The organism is Bordetella sp. MIP270_01_BMS, from assembly GCF_054958705.1.
Genome location: NZ_CM143297.1, coordinates 3,871,342 through 3,890,552 on the forward strand (window position 1 = coordinate 3,871,342; position 19,211 = coordinate 3,890,552).

The following is a 19,211-nucleotide window of genomic DNA, read 5'->3' on the forward strand; positions in this document are numbered from 1 at the left end:
TTGAGCTTCCTCGCCCTCGGGGGCGAACTGGTACAGAAACAGAAAACGCAGTATGTGCAAGTGGGGCGGCTATTGCAGTTCCTTGAGCATATTGCGCGCGATGACCAATTGCTGGATTTGCGTGGTGCCTTCGTAGATGCGGAACAGGCGCACGTCGCGATAGAAGCGTTCGATGCCGTATTCACTCATGTAGCCGGCGCCGCCGAAAATCTGCACGGCCCGGTCGGCGACCCGCCCGCACATTTCAGAGGCGAACAACTTGGCGCACGAGGCTTCGGTGCTGACGGGCAGGCCATCGTCGCGGCGGCGTGCGGCATCGATCACCATGCTGCGCGCGGCGTAGATTTCGGCCTTGCTGTCGGCCAGCATGGCCTGCACCAGCTGGAATTCGCCAATCGGCTGGCCGAACTGGCGGCGTTCAGCCGCATATTTCAGCGCGTCGGACAGCATGCGTTCAGCGACGGCCACACAGATGGACGCAATGTGGATGCGGCCTTTGTCGAGCACCTTCATGGCGGTCTTGAAGCCACGGCCTTCTACGCCGCCTATCAGGTTGGCCGCAGGCACCCTGCAGTTCTCGAATATGACATCGCAGGTGTGGGCGCCTTTCTGGCCCATTTTCTTGTCGCGCTTGCCCAGCGTGATGCCGGGCGTGTTCGCGTCGACAATGAACGCGGAGATGCCTGCTGCGCCCTTCTTTTCGGGGTCGGTGCGCGCCATCAGCGTGAAGATGCCTGCCTGGGGGGCATTGGTGATGAAACGCTTGGTGCCATTGACCACGTAATGGTCGCCATCGCGGATGGCGGTCGTGCGCAGGGACGCGGCGTCCGAGCCCGAACCGGGCTCGGTGAGTGCGAACGAGGCAATGACTTCGCCAGTGGCCATACGGGGCAGGTATTTCTGTTTCTGCTCTTCGGTGCCGTCGAACAGAATGCCTTGCGAACCGATGCCCACGGTGGTGCCCAGCAGCGAACGGAACGCCGGCGACGCGCGGCCAAGCTCCAGCATGGCCAGGACCTCTTCTTCCATGGTGAGCTGCAGGCCGCCATATTTCTCGGGGATGGTCAGCCCGAACAGGCCCATGTCTTTCATGTCCTGCACGATGTCGGCAGGAATTTCGTCAGTTTCCGCAACGATTTCCTCATTGGGGATCAGGCGTTCGCGTACGAAGCGGGCGATGTTGTCGGTCAGGATGTTGAGGGTTTCCTGGTCTCGGATCATGGCGGGTAGCTCAAAAGATAATATGCACATGCTGCGGCCACAGACGCCTGAGCGTCAAGTCTGTTCGGTAATTGTTCCGTACAATGGAATTCATGAAAAGCGATTCATGTACCGCATATAGCGGTAAGCAGTTATAGTTACTCGCCAGGGAAATTCCAAAGTACGGAACTTGGCGGGATTCAAATGAATCGATATGCCACAGACTGAATCATGGTTTCCGGAATCAAAGAGAAAGTAGCGATGGGGCCGGGGACGGCCCGCAGTCAAGGCGGGGCAGCAGCCCGCAAGTTGACGCAGGAAGGCGCACGGGTAATCACTGCCGACACCGTCGCCGAGCCGGCTCAGGCGGTGGCCGCGTCGCCTGCAATGGTGGCACCGTTCGCCCGCGCATTGGCGGTGCTTGCAGCGTTTCTGCCCGGTGAGCGATGGCTGGGTACGCGCGAGCTCGCGCAGCGCACTGGCCTGCCTCCGCCCACTGTCACCCGAATGTCCCAGACACTGGTTATGCTGGGGTATCTGTTCCATGATGCCAAGGGGCGCAAGTACCGCCTGGCGCCGGCCGCGCTGACGCTGGGCTACGGGGCCACCGTCAACTCCGATCTGCAGCGTGTGGCGTATGCCAGCATGCAGGTCTATGCCGAACGCCACAAGGTACATGTGAATCTCAGCGCGCGCGACAGGCTCGACATGATCGTGCTTGAAAGCTGTCGCAGCGCCCAGTCCACGCTTGCGCTCGACTTGCACGCCGGAGTGCGCTTTGGCATTACATCTTCGCCCATGGGATGGGCGCTGCTCGCGGCCTTGCCCGAACTGGAGCGCTACTACTTGCTGGAAAATGTCGAGCGGCGTGCCCAACGCCAGTGGCCGCAAATGCGCCGTCGCACCAGCGAGGGTCTGGCGCAGGTGCAGCGCGACGGTTTCTGTTCGTCGCTGGGCGAATGGGACAGTGAAATCGGCATCGTTGCCGCGGCTTTGTTGGTCGAGGGCCATGCGCCCATGGTGCTGGCCTGCGTCGGGTCGAGCCAGCAGATGACACGGGCCCGGGTCGAGCGTGATATCGGCCCGCAGTTGCTGGCGATGGTGTCCGGCATACAGCAGCAGGTGTCAGGCCCATGAGCGTGCCGCAAAAGTCCGCGAGTTCGACCGTGCTTTCCGTGCAGCGCGGCATGCAGGTGCTGAGGGCGTTCCAGTCTGACCGCACCCCGTTGTCGAACACCGAGTTGGTCCGCCGTACGGGCCTGCCAAAAGCGACCGTGTCCCGGTTGACGAGCACGCTGCTGCAGTTAGGTTTCTTGCGGCGCGTACCAGGAGGCCGCGAATTCGAACTCGGTGCCGCCCCCGTGGGCATAGGCCATGCCTATCTTGCAGGCAGCGAGCTATTGCACATCGCCAATCCGTTTTTGCAGGAACTCGCCGACGAATTGCATGTGGCCGTCGCCTTGGGCATACGCGATGAGCTCGATATGCTGTACCTGGGCTATCGGGCCAGCCGCCGCGTCGGAACCCTGCGGCAAGGGGTGGGATCGATGGTGCCACTGGGCTCCACGGCAATTGGCCGCGCATATCTCTGGGGCTTGCCGCCCCCCCAGCGCGAAGCCCTGCTCGAGCAATTGAGCCGCCAGGCCGCCGAGTCCGCTGGCGCCCTGATGCGCAGCATTCAACAAAGTTTTGCGCAGTTGCGCAAAACTGGAGTTTGTTCGGTGATGGCGGGATACAAGCGCGACTCGTACGGAATCGCCGCGCCCCTGGTCGTGGGACGCAAACGTATCGTCATGAGCCTTAGCTGCAGCCGTGCCCAGCTGCAATCCGATCTGGCCACCGAACGCAAGCTCATCGAGCCTGCGCTGTGCGCGGCGGCGGTCCGGCTGCAGGGAGTGCTGGCTGAGTTCGACGGCGAACTCTGATAGCGCGTTTTCAACCCTGAGGGTATATGGCATGGCCGCCGTGGCTGTATCGAGCACGTCGCGCTGATCGAAATGGACGGTGGTGATGATCCTGTCGATGCGTTGATTGCGTCGGCTCGCGCAAGTCGGCGACGCCGGGCTCGGTGATGCCGCATTTTCGGCCTCGAGGCCCTGGCGCCGGGCGAATTGCGAGCCTCTTGTGAGTCTTCATCGATACGATCAATGATTATCCAAGATATTTACCATTTTCTTCAATGAATCGGTGTTGCTACGCTACGTCCCGAGGTGCCCAGGTCGGGGCGTGCAAGCGTCACGCCCTTGCCGGCGTCAGCGCGGCGCCTCGTCTAAAACCAGACTAGAAATGGAGGCGACGATGTCCAAGTTCTCAAGGCCTGGCGCCGATAGCGCAGGCTTGCCCCTGTCCCGTCGGGCGATGCTGCGACTGACTGCTGGCGTGGCGTTGGCGGGTCCGGCGTTGCTGCGCGCGCAGCCATCAGGTTCCCCGACGCAGATGCGCACGATACGCTCACTGGCAACTGACGGTGTGCCGCTGTCAGTGGCCGAGGCAGGCAATCGCCATGGCCGGCCCATTGTGTTCATCCATGGCTATTCGCAAAGCCATGAGTGCTGGGGCAAACAGTTCGCCGACCCTGCATTGCTGCGCGATTTCCATCTGATTGCCTTCGACCTGCGCGGTCACGGGAAATCAGGCAAGCCCATGAACGCCGAAGCATATCGCGACGCGCAGCGCTGGGCGGACGATGTACGAACCGTCATACAGGAAACCTGCACGCAACCGCCTTGCCTGGTGGGCTGGTCGTACGCGGGCAGGGTTATCAATGATTATCTCGGGGTCTACGGCGATACTGGCCTGGCTGCCATCAACTACGTGGCTGCCACGTCAACCGCGAATCCCGCCATGCTGGGCCGTTCGGCGGCGCTCATGAGGCCCTTGGCAGCCGACGATGCTCATGTCGCTGCGAACGCCGTCGAGCCATTTTTGCGGGCGTGTTTTGAGCGCCAACCACCCGAGTCGGAAATGCGCGAGATGATCCGCTACAACAACGAGACACCCGTGGCGGTGCGCCGCTACCTGGGCGGCAGGCCGGCCGACTATGACGCCGCGCTGCGCAAGGTGCGCGTGCCCGTGCTGGTGACGCATGGGGAACTGGACCAGATTTCGGCTGTGGCAATGAGTGAGTACACCGCCAGCCTGATCCCGCAGGCTTTGCTGTCGATTTACAGCGCAATCGGCCATAGCCCATTCTATGAAGACCCGGCGCGCTTCAATCGTGAGTTGGCCGCATTGAATGCGGCGTAGCAGGTGGCGCCGCGCCCCAAGGAGCCGGGCCTGCTTAGAGGCTACAGCCCCTGGGCAGCCTGGCGGCCTCAGCCGCTCACCAGCCGCAGCAGGGTGATCTCGGAGGCTGCGCCCAGCCGCAGGGGCGGGCCCCAGTAACCCGTGCCGCGGCTGGTGTAGACCCACATATCGCCAAAGCGCCGCAACCCGGCGGTGTATGGCTGCTGGAAGCGCACGAAGAAATTCCAGGGCAGGAACTGGCCGCCATGGGTGTGGCCGGAAATCTGCAGGTGGTAGCCCGCCGCCGCCGCCGCGATGGCGCTGCGCGGTTGATGTGCCAGCAACACGCTGACGGCGTCGGCCGGCGCGCCTGCGCGGGCGGCGGCCGGGTCGCTCGCTTGCGCCGGGTCGAACGCCCCGGCGCTGTAGTCGGTCACGCCCGCCACGACGAGGGGCGTGCCGCCCTGGTGCAGCACGACATGCTCGTTCAGCAGTACGCGCAGCCCCAGGCGGCGGAATTCGGCGATCCACTGCGGCGCGCCGGAATAGTATTCGTGATTGCCGGTCACCAGATAGGCCCCATGCCGGGCCGTGAGGCGGCCCAGCGGCTGGGTATGTGCCGCGAGTCGCGCCACCGGGCCGTCGACCACATCGCCGGTGACGGCGATCAGGTCAGGGTTCAGCGCGTTCACGGCGTCCACGATACGCGCCACATAGCCGCGCTTGATCGTGGGGCCCACATGAATGTCGCTGATCTGTGCAATGGTGTAGCCGTGCAGCGCGTCCGGCAGGCCGGCGACGGGAATGTCGACGCGCCGTACCCGGGCCAGCCGGCGTGCGTTCCAGGCGCCCAGCAGTGTGCACGTTGCCGACAGGCCCAGCACCGCCAGTGCGGTGTTGCGCTTCCATGCCGCCACGGACAGGGGGAAATCGCCCAGGGTCGACGCGGTCAGGGCAATGGCCAGAGTCACATCGCGCAACAGCGTCAGCACGAAAAGGAACGAGAAGAGTCCCATGGCGACCAGTCCGATGGCGGCAACCGCATCGGCCCAGGGGCGGGCGGCAAACGGCCGGATCACCAGCGACAGGGGCATCAGCACGCACGACAGCGCCAGTCCCGCAACGCCTGCCCAATGCAGGCCGGGGCCTCCTGCAAGATCGGGAATCAGCCGCATGCCCACATACAGGTGGGCCGCAGCGACGATGAGCGCGAGGCGCAGCAGGAAAGCGAAGCGTGGCATTCGGCGGCCCGCGTTATGACGTGGAAGGGCCGTCGTAGCTGAGCGACCTGGCCGTCTTGCCCCAGAACACGCGGTACGCATAGGCGTTGTAGGCGATGATCACGGGAAGGACGATGCACGCGCCGATCAGCACCAGCTTCAGCGACCCGGGCGCCGCGGCGCCTTGCCATAGGGTGATGCGGCCCATCAGCAGCCACGGAAACAGGCTGACCGCCAGGCCCAGGAAGGCCAGCGCAAAGATGGCGGCGGTAAGCGCGAACGGCAGCCAGCACAGGCGATCATGAGGGCGCGGCAGCGTGCGCAGCACGGCGGCCAGCCCCAGCAGGCAGGCTGCGGTGGCCAGCGGCAAGGGGGCCAGATAAAGACCCGTCGTGCTGGTCCAGCGCTGCCATATCTGCGGATCCATCTGGGGCGTGACGACCGACACCGCCACGATGCCGGCCGCGAGGCCCCACCACGCGCGCCTCGCCCAACGCACGGCGTGCCGCTGCAGTTCGCCCTCGGTTTTCATGATGAGCCAGGCGGCCCCCAGCTGCGCATAGCCGGCCACCACGCAGGCGCCGACAAAGGCCGAGAACAGGCGGTATTCCAGGCCATGGTTGTGCCCGGTGACCACGCCGCCCAGGATGTACCCCTGCGACCAGGCGGCGATCACCGAGCCGATGCAGAACAGGCGCGTCCATAGCATGCGCCGCCCGGGAGGCGCCTTGGCACGGAAATCGAACGCAACGCCGCGAAAAATCAGCCCGAACAGCATCAGGGTAACCGGAAAATACAGTTCGCGCAGTATGCCGCCATAAGCGAACGGAAAGGCCATCAGCAGAATGCCGATGCCCAGCACCAGCCAGGTTTCGTTGGCGTCCCAGAATGTGCCGATGGACGCCAGCATGGTGGTGCGGTGGGCGTCGTCGATCTTGCTGTTGAGCAGGATGCCTACCCCGAGATCAAAGCCATCGAGCAGTACGTACGCCAGGATGGCGAAGCCCAGAATGCCCAGGAATACCAGCGGAAGCCAGAACGCGGGGTCGCCGGCGGACAGTCCGCCGGAGTAGGTCGCCAAGCTATCCATGATGATCTCCTGCCGCCGCTGCGTTGGCGGTGTTGCCCGTGGGCGGGACGCCCTTGTTTGCCTGGTATATCAACGTGCCTATGTACGACACCAGGAGGAATGCGTACAGCAGCAGGAAGCCGGACAGGGAGAGGGCGAAGGTCGCGGCGGTTTCATCGGCAACGACTTCGGCGCTGCGGATATGGCCATAGACCACCCATGGCTGCCGGCCTATCTCTGCCGTGTACCACCCCGCAACCGTGGCGACCCAGCCCGAGAACGTCATGGCGGCGAAGCCGCGCAAGGCCCAGCGCGGCAACGCATCGGGATTCCAGCGCCGCTTGCGCAGCAACCACAAGCCGCCCCAGGATGTCAGCATCATCAGCACCCCGACGCCGGCCATGACGCGAAAGCTGAAGAACACGGGCGCGACGGGCGGGTGGGCGTCCGGGAAATCGTTCAGGCCCTTCACCTCGCCGTCGAGGCTGTGGGTAATGAGCAGGCTGGCCCCGTAGGGGATGGTGATGGCCCACTTGTTGCTGCGCGTCGCCTCATCTGGCCAGCCGATCAGGACTGTGCCCGCGCCTTTCTGGGTTTCCCAAAGCCCTTCGATGGCGGCGATTTTGGCGGGCTGCGTCTGCGCGGCCAGGCGCCCCGCGGTATCGCCCACAAACATCTGCACGGGGATCACGGCGGCCGCCAGGACCAGACCTACCATGAAGGCCTTGCGTTCACCGGGGTGCAGCGGCCGGCGCAGCGCCTGCCAGGCCGACACGCCCAGCACCACGAATGCCGCGGTGACCACCGACGCCAGCAGCATGTGCCAGAACCTCAGCGGCAGCGATGCATTGAACAGGATCCGCATCCAGTCAGTGGGATAGAACTTGCCGTCTATCATCTCGGCCCCGGCTGGCGTCTGCATCCAGGAATTGGCCACCAGGATCCAGAAGGCCGACAGGGTGACCCCGAATGCGACCAGGAACATGCAGAAGGTATGGACTTTTTCGGGCACGCGGCCACGTCCGAACAACATGATGCCCAGGAAGCCGGCCTCAAGGAAGAACGCCGTCATGACCTCGTAGCCCATCAACGGCCCCACGACGTTGCCGGCCCTTTCCATGAAGCCCGGAAAGGTGGTGCCGAACTGGAAGCTCATGGTCAGTCCCGAGACGACGCCCAGCGCGAACGACAGGGCGAATACGCGGATCCAGAACCGGTATGCATCGAGCCAGGCGCTATCGCCGGTGGCGCGCCATCGCATCTTGAAAAAGAGCAGGATCCACGCCAGGGCGATGTTGATGGCCGGAAACAGGATGTGGAACGTCAGGTTGGCCGCGAACTGGATGCGGGCGAGCACGAGCGGCGTCAGGTCCATGCGTGTGGTGTTCCTTTTTTATTGCGGTTCTCGGGCTGCCGCGCAGCGACGGCGATCCGTGGCCGGTAGAGTCGGGCGTCAGCAATCGGGTTCATTCTTATGGTTTCGTAGTCGGCCGCGGCAGACGGTGACCCAGCCTTGCTGACCCCGGGACAAACGCAATACCGCGCACGCTGCACGCGGCCGTCAGGCAGAGGGGCCGGCGATGGGCTGAGAGAACTAGCGCGGCTCCGTTACGTACCGGGAACCATAAGACAGGCAACGCGCCCGCAATGAAAAATTCACATCAGAGTGCGCGGAACCGACAGCGTTCCGCCGCCTTTCCGGTGGCCGCGCTGGTGCGGCCTGGCGTGGCGCAGCGTGGTCGGACCTCAAGGCTGGTGACATTTAATGTTAATTGACCGCCGAGTGTCCAGTGCTGCATCGATTCGCGTTCGGCGGCAACGCGACGGCCCGGGTCGGCGTAACCGGGCGGACCAGTACGCGGCGCGGCAGGCCTGCCCATGGATCGGAGCGCTTCCAGCGGGGACGGGCCCGCCGCGTCGACCTTCAGGCGACACGCGGCGGCCGTGGTGCGTCAGAGGGCGCGGATGAAGCCGGCCGTGTCAGACTGGCTTTGCATCAGCGCCATGCCGACGACATTGTGCCAATGGCTTTCCGAACCATGTGCCAGCCGCCACGCGTGCAGACGGCGGGTGTAGAGCTGCAGATCGTACTCTTCGGTGACGCCGATGGCGCCATGCACGGCGTGCGCCGTTGCCGCCGCCAGCGTGGCGGCCTCGCTGGCGCGCGCCTTCGCGATAGCCGATGGCAACAGGGCCGGCTGCGTGAGCCCGCGCCGAAACGCAGCGGCGGTGGCGATGCGCGCCGCTGCCACGTGCTCGGCCATCACCGCCAGCTGGTGCTGGACGGCCTGGAACTTGCCTATCGTGCGCCCGAATTGGCTGCGTTCGTTGCCGTATTGCAGGCTGAGTTCGAAGCAGCGCGACATGGCGCCCGCCAGCAGCGCGGCGTGCAGTGCGGCGCTCCAGGCCGCCAGGCGCCCGGGTCGGCCACCCGCGTCTCCCAGGCGGTGAGCGGCGCGCACGACGGCTGCATCCCAGCGCAGATCGGCCGTGGTGTCGGCGTGCAGGCCGCAGCCACGGCGTTCGGCCTGGGTGGCGTCAAGCAAAACGAGCGCACCGTTGTATTCGGCAAGCACGGGGCCGGCCTGCATGCCGTAAGGCACGCGGGGCGCCACGACTTCGGCGTCCGCCTCGGCCAGTGCCGGCGCGAAGGTCGGAAGCCCTTCGGGCAGGTCATGGCCCGCGGGCAGCAGGGCGCGCAGCGCCATGGCCTGCCCCACGGGCAGCGGAACCGCATAGGCGCCCACCATCATCAGCAAAGGCAGGGCGTCGGCCAGGTCGGCCCCGGCTCCGCCCGCGCTTTCGGGCGCCAAAAGTTCCAGAAAGCCGGATTGCTGGATCGCCCGCCACAAGGGTTGGTGGTCGCCGCCGGCATCAATGGCGCGCACCGCCGCTGGCGTGCAGTGGCCCCGGAGCAGGTCTTCGAAAGCTACGCTGAACATGGTTGCTCCGTGTGCATTACCGCAGGCCCAGGCCGCGGGCGATCACGCCGCGCAGGATTTCGCGCGTGCCGCCCCGCAGCGTATAGGTAGGGCTAATCTGACTCACGTACGCGCAAGTGCGCAGCAACTCGTCGTCGATGTCCGCTGCCGGATCTGCGCCCAGCGCATCCTGAATGAGGACAGGAATCTCCTGTTCGAATGTGGTGCCGAGCTCTTTGACCAGTGCCGCTTCGACCACGGGGCTTTCACCTGCCGCCAGTCGCGCGGTGACTGACAGCGAAAGGTTGCGCAACGCCGAAAGATGCGTGGCAAGACGCCCCACCGTCCGGGTATGCGCCGTATCGCCGCGCGTGCGCAGCCACTGTATCCAGCGATCGAGCAGGACGATGCTTGAATAGATGCGCTCGGGTCCGCTGCGCTCGAAGGCCAATTCGGCGGTGACCTGCTCCCAGCCGCTGCCCTCCTTTCCGACAAGCGCGTCTGCAGGTAATTGCACTTCATCGAAGAAAACCTCGGAAAAGTGCGCGTCGCCGGCCAGATCCGTAATGGGGCGCACCGTGACGCCGGGCAGCGACAGGTCGATGATGAACTGCGACAACCCCTTGTTGCGGTCCTGCGCGGTGCCGGAGGTGCGAACCAGCGCGATCATGTAATGGCAATGCTGGGCGTTGGTCGTCCAGACTTTGCGCCCCGACAGCGTCCAGCCGCCATCGCCGCGCATCTGGGCGCGCGAACCCACGCTGGCCAGGTCCGATCCCGAGTTGGGTTCACTCATGCCGATGCAGAAGAAGGCCTCGCCACGGCAGATGCGGGGCAGGTAGAAATGGCGCTGCGCTTCGCTGCCGAACTTGCCGATCAGTGGGCCGCTCTGCCGGTCGGCGATCCAGTGGGCCGATACGGGGGCGCCGGCGCAAAGCAATTCCTCGACCAGCACAAAGCGCGAGAATGCATCCATCTCGGCGCCACCGTATTCCCGGGGCAAGGTCACGCCCACCCAACCGCGCCCGGCCAGCTTGCGGCTGAATGCGGCGTCGAAGCCCATCCATGAGCGCGCCCGCCGCTCGGCGGGCAGCGCGGGCATCTCGGCCTGCAGAAAGGCGCGGACCTCATGGCGGAAGGACTCTGCGGAAGCCGGCAGCTCTGCCCATTCAAAACGGTCGATCAAGGAGTTCACGTTTACAGCCTGTTGGCGCAGCCGCCGTTGACGGAAAGAGGCATGCCTGCGGCGCCGGCAGCAGCGGCCCACCGCAGGCAGCATGCCGGACGAGTGGAATCGTTGGCCCCGCGCCCGCACACCGGGCCGGGAAAAGTCTGGGGGACGTACGCTGCGGTCATCGAGACGGGGGGCTGCTTGCGGGAAGCAGCAGATTAGGTGCCGCAAGGCACGATCGTCCAATATTATTTATTTGGGTTTTGATAGTGTCTGTATATCGAAGCCCCGGCATATACGCGGCGAGCTGTGGCTCGGGAGCCTATGTTGACGGTCGCAGAACCCGGGCGCGGCGCCGGTGCGAACGTGCTCGCCGGCTTCGCCTGCGCGTCCGGGCGCGGCCCTTGCCGCCACTGTGCAACTGGGCAGTGCCGTGATTCCACGAGCGTGCCGGAGGCGGTTTTTGCACAGGGCGCTCGGCCCGGGCGCGCGACGCGCCCGCAGCCCTTGCCGGGCGCGAGCCGCCGCACCGGCGTTCCGGTCGGACCCACGGCGCTGCGCTTGCCTAGGGCAAGGGCATGTCGTAGCCCGCCTTGGCCAATTCGAACTGGCACTGCTGGAAGCCGGTTTCGGGAACCATCTCCCCCTCGCGGTCGACGATTTCTTCGAGGCGCGCGTGGATCTGGGCTGCCGCGTCGGGACCAGTGCCCACGAATATGCCGCGGGTCATGGTGATGTGGGCGCTTTCGACGCTGCCCGCGCCGGCCAGCAGGATCCGGCGGTTGGGGGCGTCCGCGCCGACCAGGGCGACCAGGGCAGGGCTGACCGCGCCCGGTGCTAGCCGTTCGAGCGCCTGCGGCGACAGCACGCCTTCGGTCATCGCGGTAGCGGCCGTGGGCGCCAGGCAGTTCACCCGGATGTCGTACTTGGCGCCTTCCTGGGCCAGCGTCTGCATCAGGCCGACCAGGGCCATTTTTGCCGCGCCATAGTTGGCCTGCCCGAAATTGCCGTACAGCCCCGATGATGAAGTGGTGAACACGATGCGCCCGTAGCGCTGCGCACGCATGGTGTCCCATACCGCCTTCACGCCGTGCACGCTGCCCATCAGATGCACGTCGATGACGGCGCGGAAATCGTCGAGCGACATCTTGGCAAAGCTCTTGTCTCGCAGTATGCCGGCGTTGTTCACCAGGATGTCGATACGCTGCCAAGCGTCGAGCGCGCGGCCGGCCAGAGCCTGCATGGCGTCGAAGTCGGTGACATCGCCTGCGACGGCGATTGCGACGCCGCCGTTGCGGGTGATTTCGTCGGCCACCCGGCTGGCCGGCGAGCCGGCGTGGGCCCCGGCGACATCGTTGACGACCACGCGCGCGCCATGGCGCGCGAGTTCCAGCGCATGCGCGCGGCCCAGACCGCTGCCCGCCCCTGTGACAATGGCGACGCGGTCCTGCAAGCACTTCTTCATGGGGACTCCGGTAAATATCGGGTTTGCAGATCAGAATGCCACGGCATCGCGGCCTTTCAGGCCCAGCATGGCGCGGGCTTCGGCAGGCGTCGCGATTTCGAGCGACAGTTCGGCCAGAATACGTCGAATTTTCGCCACCTGCTCGGCGCACGACCGCGCCGGCTGCCCCTTGCCCAAGTAAAGGCTGTCTTCGAGGCCAACGCGCACATTGCCACCCAGGATGGCGCCCATGGTCACCAGCGGCATCTGGTGGCGGCCGGCGCCCAGCACCGAGAAGCGGTAGCCATCGCGCCCGAACAGGCGGTCGGCGGTGGTTTTCATGGCCACGAGGTTTTCCGGGTCGGGGCCCATGCCGCCCAGGATGCCGAATATGCTCTGGATGAACAGCGGCCCCTGGATGAGGCCCTCGTCGACAAAATGCGCCAGGTTGTACAAATGGCCCATGTCGTAGCACTCGAATTCGAAACGGGTTCCGCAGTCTTCGCCCAGCACCTTGAGAATGTGCCGGATGTCTCGGAAGGTATTGCGGAAGATCAGGTCTTCCATGCCTTCGATGTAGGGCCTTTCCCATTCATGCTGCCAGTGCGTGATGCGCCGCGCCGCAGGATGGATGGAGAAATTCATCGACCCCATGTTCAGCGAGCACATTTCGGGTTGGGCTTGCAATGGGTAGGCCAGCCTTTCCTCGAGTGTCATGCGCGTGCTGCCGCCGGTGGTGATGTTGATGACCGCATCGGTCGCATCCCGGATGCGCGGCACGAACTGCGAGAAGACGGCCGGGTCGGCGCTGGGACGCCCATCGCGCGGGTCGCGCGCGTGCAAATGCAGAATCGCCGCCCCGGCCTGCGCCGCCTCGATGGCCTGCTCGGCAATCTGGTCGGGCGTCAGGGCAAGGTGGCGCGACATGCTGGGCGTATGTACCGAGCCGGTGACCGCGCAGGAAATAATGACTTTGTCCAGGCTATTGTTCACGTTGGTAGATCCGTCAGTTGGAAAGAGGGCCCGGCGTGGTCAGACGGCCAGCCATTGAGACACCAGGTCGGGGTTGGCGGTCAGTTCCCGGGGGCTGCCTTCGAAAACGATGCGGCCGTGGCCCATGACGCATACCCGGGTGGAAACGCGCAGCGCAATGGTGAGTTTCTGCTCCACCAGAACGACCGATACGCCTTTGCGATGCATGTCCTGGATGCATTCGCCGACCTGGGCCACGACGCGAGGCGCCAGCCCTTCGGTGGGCTCGTCGATCAGCAATACCAGCGGATTGCCCAGCAGCGAGCGGCAGATGGTCAGCATCTGCTGTTCGCCGCCAGAGAGGCTTCCGGCCTTGGTGTTGCGCCGCTCTTTCAGGCGCGGAAAATAGTCGAACATCTGCTCGATCGACCAGCGATGCGCACCCGTGGCCGCAGGTTGCAGGCCCATGCGCAGGTTCTCGTCAACGGTGAGATTGGCGAACACCTCGCGCTCTTCGGGCACATAGGCGATGCCGGCGCGGCAGATGGTGTACGGCCGGGCACCCGCGAGGTCGCGGTCGCGCAGCCGGATGCGGCCCGAACTGGGAGGCAGCAGCCCCATGATGGCCTTGAGCGTGGTGGACCGCCCGGCGCCGTTGCGGCCCACCAGGCTGACGACTTCGTTGGCGTGCACCTGCAGATTGACCCCGTGCAGCACGTGGCTCTTGCCATAGTGCGCGTGCAGGTCTTCGACCCGCAGCAGTGTGGCGGCGGTGCTCATGCGTTGACCTCATCGCCCAGATAGGCTTCACGTACGCCGGGATGCGAGCGTATCTGGTCGGGGCTGCCGGTAGCGATGACTTGCCCGTAGACCAGTACGCTGATGCGATCGCTGAGCGCAAACACGACGTCCATATCGTGTTCGACGATCATCAGCGTGCGCCCCGCGGAGACCTCGCGGATCAGTTGCGAGGTGTACTGCGTTTCATCGTGGGACATTCCCGCCATCGGTTCGTCCAGCAGTATCAGCCGCGGGTCGGAGGCCAGCGTCATGGCGATTTCCAGCGAACGCTGTTCCGAGTACGCCATCTCGCCGGCGACCGCACCGGACTTGGGTGCCAGCCGCACGAGTTCAAGCAGTCTGTCGGTTTCTTCGCGGATGCGCCTGTCGCGCTCGATGAACTTCCAGAAGTTGTACTGCAGCCCGTGCGCGCGCATGACGGCAAGCCGCACATTCTCGTAGGTGCTCAGCCTGGGGAAGATGTTGGTGATCTGGAACGAGCGCGCCAGCCCGAGCCGGTTGATGGCCTGCGGGGACTGCCCGGCGATGTCGCGGCCTTCGAAACGGATGGCGCCCGCGCTGGGCGCCAGTTGGCCGGACACCAGGTGGAACAGCGTGGACTTGCCGGCTCCGTTCGGGCCGATCAGGGCGTGACGTTCGCCGTCGAGTACCTGCAGATCGACACCGCGGATGATGGCGGTGGCGCCAAACGATTTGTGCAGGCCTTCGAGGGCCAGAACGGCGGGCTTCATGCGGCCTCCTGGGGACGATGGGGCGGCGTTTGCGCTGCGGGGCGGGTGCCTGAGTCGACGGACCCGGCTGCCAAGGCGGCCAGCCGCTTGCGGCAGCGCAGGAACGCCAGGGCGCCCGTGCCGAAGCCCAGGATGGGGATGGCCCAGGTCAGCAGCGACCCCGGTTGCCACGCACGCCCGAACAGCATCACGTCCGGCCACCGCTGGCCGGCGTCCATGGGAATCAGTCCGCGATATTCCTGCGAGAAAAGGCGCTGCAGCAACTCGATGCCGAACACCGCGGCGGCGCCCACCAGCAGCGCGCAGGCCAGCGCCAGGGCAAAGAGCGGAAGCAGCTGCCTCATGCGGTGCCTGCCGCGCAGGCGCGCCGCGATGATCCCCAGCCCGGACAGCCCGGTGGGCATGAACATCATGACCAGTACGAATATGACGCCCTGGTAGAGCAGCCAGGACCGGGTCAGGTCGGATACGGCATAGCCGAAGAAGGTCATCAGCGCAGCGCCAAGCGCCGGCCCCAGGAACACCTGGACGCCGCCGATATACGTGTTGAGTACCGCGGCGGCCGACAGGGAAGCGTCGAACACCACGTAGTTGGCCGACTCGTTCGACAGCACCTGCAGGCCGCCCGCCATGCCCGAGAACATGGCCGATATCGCGAACGCGGCGGTGCCCAGGCCGTGCACGTTGTATCCGAGGAACCGGAGCCGGTGGCTGTTGTCGCGCAGGCCCAGCGTCAGCCTGCCGAGCGGCGTGCGTGTGTAGAGATACAGCAGCGCCATGGCCAGCAGCACCCACGCCAGCGTCAGGTAGTACACCTGGGTAGTGGAACCGAAGTCGAACCCCCAGGCGGGCATGCGCATGGTAGAGATGCCGGCCTCGCCACCAAATACGCCCTTGAGGTGCGGCGCCAGCGAATGCACCAGTTCGGCGATGGCCAGGGTGATCATGGCGAAGTACGTGCCGCTGCGCTGCGTGGCGAACCAGCCTGCCACGACGCCGAACAGCAGGCCGCCCGCCGCACCCGCCAGGGGCATGAGGGGCGTGGGCAGCAAGCCGGCCCCGCCAATGGCGTTCATGGCATGGACGGTGGCGAAGGCGCCCACGCCGAAGTACGCCGCATGGCCGAACGAGAGCATGCCCGCCTGGCCGCAGAGCAGGTTATAAGCGGTGGCGAACAGCGCCGCGATCAGCATCTGGTTGGCGGCATTGAGCAGCCCCTGAGACAGCAGCAGGGGCAGGGCCGCCAGTACTCCGATGCCTGCCATGCAATAGACAATGGTTTTGTTCATGGTGTGGGTCGTTGTGGGGGGCGGTCGCGTCAGCCTTTTTCACCCATGAGCCCGCCGGGGCGCACCAGCAGGATGAGCAGCATCAGGGCGAAGGGCAGGGTGCCGGCGAGGCTCGACAGGTTGAGTGTCATCAGTCCGCCGACGTCGCGGGCCCAATCCCCGGCGCCGAACAGCGCGAACAGATCGGCGAGGCTGCGGTCGACGGCGACGGCCAGCGAGGTGAGCACGCCGATCAGCAGCGACGCCAGCATGGCGCCCACCAGCGAGCCCAGGCCCCCCACGACCACCACGACGAACACGATCACGCCGAGTTCGAGCGCCATGTTGGGGTTCGTGGTGTAGAAGGCGCCGGCGACCGCGCCGGCCAGGCCCGCCAGCGCCGCGCCCGTGCCGAACACGCCCATGAACACCAGTGGTACGTTGTGGCCCAGCGCTTCGGCCATGTTGGGCCGGTGGATGGCCGATCGCACCACGATGCCGACGCGCGTGCGTGTCAGCATCACGTAGATGAGCACGAACATGGCGATGGCGATGCCGCCCATGAGCAACCGGTACGCGGGATATTGCGTGGCGCCGATACTGAAGGCCGAAAAATCGAGCGACGCGGGGACGCGGTAGTCCACGGGATAATTGCCGTAGAAGAGCTTGATGCACTCGGCGATGATGAACGAAAGGCCGAACGTCAGGAGCAGTTCATGGGCGTGCCCATGGCGGTGTACCCGCCGCAGGAAATAGCGTTCGACCACCACGCCGATCAGCCCCACCAGCAGCGGGGACGCGATCACCGCAGGCCAGAAGCCGATGGCGCCTTGCAGCGTATAGGCGAAATAGGCGCCCAGCATGTAGAACGACGCATGCGCGAAGTTCAGCACGCCCATCATGCCGAATATCAGCGTGAGTCCGGCCGACACCATGAACAGCAGCAATCCGTAGATGACGCCGTTCAGCAGGGAGTAGACGATCTGATCCATGCCGGGCTCAGCTGGGGCGCTTCATCTGGCAGTTGGCCTGGGCAGGGGTGGAGGCTTCTTCGGCGGTGAGCAACATGACCGGCGCGAAGCCGAGTGCCGTGCCGTCGACCTTGTGGCGGGCGTCGGGCGTGACCGCGGATACCACCATGGGCAGTTGGGCCTGGTGGTCGGCCGCGCGCATGCTCATGTCGCCCATCGGTGTGGGGATGCGCGCCGTTTCCAGCGCCTGGGCAAGCGCATTCACGTCCAGTGCGCCGTTTCTGGGCGGCGTGCGCTTGAGCGCGTCGGCGACCATTTTCATGCCGAAGACGGTTTGCGGCTCGATGAACACGGGCATGTGCCCTGTCTTGGCCTGATAGTCTTTCACGAACTGCTCGGCCTCGGCGCCGCCCGCCTCGGCGTTGAAAGTGTGCACCACGAAATTGCCCACGGCCAGGTCGCCTGCGTTGGCCAGGTTGCCGGGCTGGTCGAGGTACACCGTGCCGTATCGCGCCTTGAGCCCCGCCGCCTTGGAGGCTTTCATCAGCAGCAGAAGGTCGTTGGACCAGTTGCCCGTAATGACAGTGTCGGCCCCGGAAGCGGCGATCTTGGCCACGTAGGGCGCGAAATCCTGGATGCGGTTGACGTCGTGCAGGGTCTTCTCGACCACGGTATAGCCACCGGATTGCTGGTTGTCGATAACGGCCTGCTGCATGTCCTGGCCCCAGGAGTAGTTCTGGTTCATGGCATAGACCTTCGATCCCAGCGCGTCGGCCTTCTTCATGCCGGCCACCAGCGCCTTGGTGCGCACCTGAGCATTGCCGGCGAAACGGAAATGGTAGAAATTGCACTTTTCGCCGGTGAGTTCGAGCGCTTCTGCCCCCATGTTGATATAGACCATTTCTTTGCCGGGGTTGCGCAGATTGTGCTTGCGGATGTCTTCGGTGATCTGGCCACCGATGGCCGACGAGGCGCCCTGCACGACGATGTGTACGCCGTCGGCGGCCGCGGCCTTGAGTTTGTCGGCAGCTCCCGCCGGGCCTCCCTGGTTGTCGTACTCGAGCAGCTGTACCGGTTCACCGTTCCATCCGCCATCGGCGTTGATCTGGTCGACCACATAGCGCACCGCCGTGCGGTATGCCTGGCCCGAAGAAGCCTGGGGGCCCGACAAGGTTTCGACCAGGCCGATCTTCACTGGCGCCGCGGCGACCGGCAGAGCGCAGCACGACGCCAGTGCGAAGGCAATGACGGCAAGTTCGGGTTTGTGCATGGTTGTCTCCTTTGATTTTCTGCGGTGGGAACAAGCCGGCGAAGCGCCGGCATGGTTATAGATATTCGATGTTGCCGTCCACGCTGATCGCCTGGCCCGTAATGTTGCGCGCGGCCGGCGAACAAAGAAACAGGGCCGTGGCAGCGATGTCGTCGGCGGTGACCATGCGGCGCAGTGAAATCTTGCGCAGGTACTCTTGCCGCATGGATTCCACGGATACGCCGCTGGCGGCTGCGCGCGCGCCAATGACGCCACTCATGCGCTCGCCCTCGACCGTGCCGGGCAGAATGGCGTTGACGCGTACGCCCTGCGGCCCGAGCTCGATGGCGAGCGACTTCATGAAGCCGACCACGGCCCACTTGGTGGACGCGTATGGGGTTCGCAACGCATAGCCCAGCCGGCCCGCCACCGAGCTCATGGCGATCAGGCAAGGATTGCTGGGAGAGTCTTTCAGCAGGGGCACCGCGCGGCAGGCGAAGTAGAAGTGGCTGTTGAGGTTGACCGCCACGGTGCGTTCCCAGTCTGCGCGCGGGATGGCTTCAACGGCGCCGGTAGGCCCGGCGATGCCTACATTGTTCACCAGCACGTCGAGCCCGCCCAGGGCGTTCCGGACATCGTCGAACACCGCGTCCACGTCCTGGGCCAGCGCGGCGTCGGCGGTGGTGGTGGTGATGTCAGGCAGTTCCTCGGCCAATCGGGCCAGCGCGGCGCTGTCGATGTCACATACGTGGACGCGGGAGCCCGCCGCCCGGAAGGCGCGCGCCATCGCGGCGCCCAGGCCCGAAGCGCCGGCCGTGATCAGGACGCGCAGACCCGGGGCGGGCCGCAATGAATCGAGGAGACTGGTATGCACGCTGGACTTCCTTTGAACGGTATGGCGTGAGTGTCGGCCAGACAGGCTTGCAGGGCTATGTCAGATATGCACATGGGCAATGCCTTGTTAATATG

17 protein-coding genes are annotated in these 19,211 nt (G+C 65.2%); 3 read left to right on the plus strand and 14 right to left on the minus strand.

Annotated features, from left to right (window positions below):
- Positions 1-69: 69 nt before the first annotated feature.
- Positions 70-1,221, minus strand: coding sequence for an acyl-CoA dehydrogenase family protein (locus ACV17W_RS18160; RefSeq protein ID WP_462593749.1), 1,152 nt, complete (start codon positions 1,219-1,221; stop codon positions 70-72).
- A gap of 210 nt (positions 1,222-1,431) precedes the next feature.
- Between ACV17W_RS18160 and ACV17W_RS18165 the strand changes: the two genes are divergently transcribed.
- The 3 genes from ACV17W_RS18165 (at position 1,432) to ACV17W_RS18175 (ending at position 4,446) form a co-directional block, all read left to right on the plus strand.
- Positions 1,432-2,337 (plus strand): IclR family transcriptional regulator, encoded by a 906-nt coding sequence (locus ACV17W_RS18165; protein WP_462593750.1) that lies wholly within the window; start codon positions 1,432-1,434, stop codon positions 2,335-2,337.
- The gene (locus ACV17W_RS18170; RefSeq protein WP_462593751.1) at positions 2,334-3,125 is read left to right on the plus strand and encodes an IclR family transcriptional regulator; all 792 of its coding nucleotides are present in this window, start codon (positions 2,334-2,336) and stop codon (positions 3,123-3,125) included. The genes ACV17W_RS18165 and ACV17W_RS18170 overlap by 4 nt, the downstream gene beginning before the upstream one ends.
- A 373-nt stretch (positions 3,126-3,498) precedes the next feature.
- On the plus strand, positions 3,499-4,446 hold the full coding sequence (locus ACV17W_RS18175; RefSeq protein ID WP_462593752.1) for an alpha/beta fold hydrolase: 948 nt from the start codon (positions 3,499-3,501) through the stop codon (positions 4,444-4,446).
- 68 nt (positions 4,447-4,514) lie between these two features.
- On the opposite strand, the gene ACV17W_RS18180 is transcribed toward ACV17W_RS18175, so the two are convergent.
- From ACV17W_RS18180 to ACV17W_RS18240, 13 genes are all read right to left on the minus strand, one after another.
- Positions 4,515-5,666 carry a metallophosphoesterase gene (locus tag ACV17W_RS18180; RefSeq protein WP_462593754.1) on the minus strand — a complete coding sequence of 384 codons (1,152 nt, stop codon included), beginning with the start codon at positions 5,664-5,666 and terminating at the stop codon, positions 4,515-4,517.
- A 13-nt stretch (positions 5,667-5,679) separates the two neighbouring features.
- Complete coding sequence (locus ACV17W_RS18185) at positions 5,680-6,735, minus strand: cytochrome d ubiquinol oxidase subunit II (RefSeq protein WP_462593755.1); 1,056 nt, start codon at positions 6,733-6,735, stop codon at positions 5,680-5,682.
- Entirely contained in the window at positions 6,728-8,089 is a 1,362-nt protein-coding gene (locus ACV17W_RS18190) for a cytochrome ubiquinol oxidase subunit I (RefSeq protein WP_462593756.1), read from the minus strand. The genes ACV17W_RS18185 and ACV17W_RS18190 overlap by 8 nt, the downstream gene beginning before the upstream one ends.
- A 577-nt stretch (positions 8,090-8,666) precedes the next feature.
- Positions 8,667-9,656 carry an acyl-CoA dehydrogenase family protein gene (locus tag ACV17W_RS18195; protein WP_462593757.1) on the minus strand — a complete coding sequence of 330 codons (990 nt, stop codon included), beginning with the start codon at positions 9,654-9,656 and terminating at the stop codon, positions 8,667-8,669.
- A 16-nt stretch (positions 9,657-9,672) separates the two neighbouring features.
- Positions 9,673-10,830, minus strand: coding sequence for an acyl-CoA dehydrogenase family protein (locus ACV17W_RS18200; RefSeq protein WP_462593758.1), 1,158 nt, complete (start codon positions 10,828-10,830; stop codon positions 9,673-9,675).
- A 541-nt stretch (positions 10,831-11,371) separates the two neighbouring features.
- On the minus strand, positions 11,372-12,271 hold the full coding sequence (locus ACV17W_RS18205) for an SDR family NAD(P)-dependent oxidoreductase (RefSeq protein WP_462593759.1): 900 nt from the start codon (positions 12,269-12,271) through the stop codon (positions 11,372-11,374).
- Positions 12,272-12,301: 30 nt separating this feature from the next.
- Positions 12,302-13,243, minus strand: a complete 942-nt coding sequence (kce, locus tag ACV17W_RS18210) for a 3,5-dioxohexanoate:acetyl-CoA acetone transferase (protein ID WP_462593760.1) — start codon at positions 13,241-13,243, stop codon at positions 12,302-12,304.
- Positions 13,244-13,282: 39 nt separating this feature from the next.
- Positions 13,283-14,002, minus strand: a complete 720-nt coding sequence (locus ACV17W_RS18215) for an ABC transporter ATP-binding protein (protein WP_462593761.1) — start codon at positions 14,000-14,002, stop codon at positions 13,283-13,285.
- Positions 13,999-14,754: an ABC transporter ATP-binding protein gene (locus ACV17W_RS18220; RefSeq protein ID WP_462593762.1), complete on the minus strand. Its 756-nt coding sequence runs from the start codon at positions 14,752-14,754 to the stop codon at positions 13,999-14,001. Before ACV17W_RS18220 ends, ACV17W_RS18215 begins: the two co-directional genes overlap by 4 nt.
- On the minus strand, positions 14,751-16,043 hold the full coding sequence (locus ACV17W_RS18225; protein ID WP_462593763.1) for a branched-chain amino acid ABC transporter permease: 1,293 nt from the start codon (positions 16,041-16,043) through the stop codon (positions 14,751-14,753). Before ACV17W_RS18225 ends, ACV17W_RS18220 begins: the two co-directional genes overlap by 4 nt.
- A 29-nt stretch (positions 16,044-16,072) precedes the next feature.
- Positions 16,073-17,014: a branched-chain amino acid ABC transporter permease gene (locus ACV17W_RS18230; protein WP_462593764.1), complete on the minus strand. Its 942-nt coding sequence runs from the start codon at positions 17,012-17,014 to the stop codon at positions 16,073-16,075.
- 7 nt (positions 17,015-17,021) lie between these two features.
- Positions 17,022-18,263 carry a branched-chain amino acid ABC transporter substrate-binding protein gene (locus tag ACV17W_RS18235; protein ID WP_462593765.1) on the minus strand — a complete coding sequence of 414 codons (1,242 nt, stop codon included), beginning with the start codon at positions 18,261-18,263 and terminating at the stop codon, positions 17,022-17,024.
- 55 nt (positions 18,264-18,318) lie between these two features.
- The gene (locus ACV17W_RS18240; RefSeq protein WP_462593766.1) at positions 18,319-19,116 is read right to left on the minus strand and encodes an SDR family oxidoreductase; all 798 of its coding nucleotides are present in this window, start codon (positions 19,114-19,116) and stop codon (positions 18,319-18,321) included.
- Positions 19,117-19,211: the final 95 nt, after the last annotated feature.

Bases quoted from the DNA above. Each gene is read 5' to 3' on its own strand.
- ACV17W_RS18180 (WP_462593754.1), bottom strand. From the start codon at position 5,666: ATGCCACGCTTCGCTTTCCTGCTGCGCCTCGCGCTCATCGTCGCTGCG.
- ACV17W_RS18220 (WP_462593762.1), bottom strand. From the start codon at position 14,754: ATGAAGCCCGCCGTTCTGGCCCTCGAAGGCCTGCACAAATCGTTTGGC.
- ACV17W_RS18195 (WP_462593757.1), bottom strand. From the start codon at position 9,656: ATGTTCAGCGTAGCTTTCGAAGACCTGCTCCGGGGCCACTGCACGCCA.
- ACV17W_RS18215 (WP_462593761.1), bottom strand. From the start codon at position 14,002: ATGAGCACCGCCGCCACACTGCTGCGGGTCGAAGACCTGCACGCGCAC.
- ACV17W_RS18160 (WP_462593749.1), bottom strand. From the start codon at position 1,221: ATGATCCGAGACCAGGAAACCCTCAACATCCTGACCGACAACATCGCC.
- ACV17W_RS18190 (WP_462593756.1), bottom strand. From the start codon at position 8,089: ATGGACCTGACGCCGCTCGTGCTCGCCCGCATCCAGTTCGCGGCCAAC.
- ACV17W_RS18235 (WP_462593765.1), bottom strand. From the start codon at position 18,263: ATGCACAAACCCGAACTTGCCGTCATTGCCTTCGCACTGGCGTCGTGC.
- ACV17W_RS18230 (WP_462593764.1), bottom strand. From the start codon at position 17,014: ATGGATCAGATCGTCTACTCCCTGCTGAACGGCGTCATCTACGGATTG.
- ACV17W_RS18175 (WP_462593752.1), top strand. From the start codon at position 3,499: ATGTCCAAGTTCTCAAGGCCTGGCGCCGATAGCGCAGGCTTGCCCCTG.
- ACV17W_RS18185 (WP_462593755.1), bottom strand. From the start codon at position 6,735: ATGGATAGCTTGGCGACCTACTCCGGCGGACTGTCCGCCGGCGACCCC.
- ACV17W_RS18205 (WP_462593759.1), bottom strand. From the start codon at position 12,271: ATGAAGAAGTGCTTGCAGGACCGCGTCGCCATTGTCACAGGGGCGGGC.
- ACV17W_RS18225 (WP_462593763.1), bottom strand. From the start codon at position 16,043: ATGAACAAAACCATTGTCTATTGCATGGCAGGCATCGGAGTACTGGCG.
- ACV17W_RS18170 (WP_462593751.1), top strand. From the start codon at position 2,334: ATGAGCGTGCCGCAAAAGTCCGCGAGTTCGACCGTGCTTTCCGTGCAG.
- ACV17W_RS18165 (WP_462593750.1), top strand. From the start codon at position 1,432: ATGGTTTCCGGAATCAAAGAGAAAGTAGCGATGGGGCCGGGGACGGCC.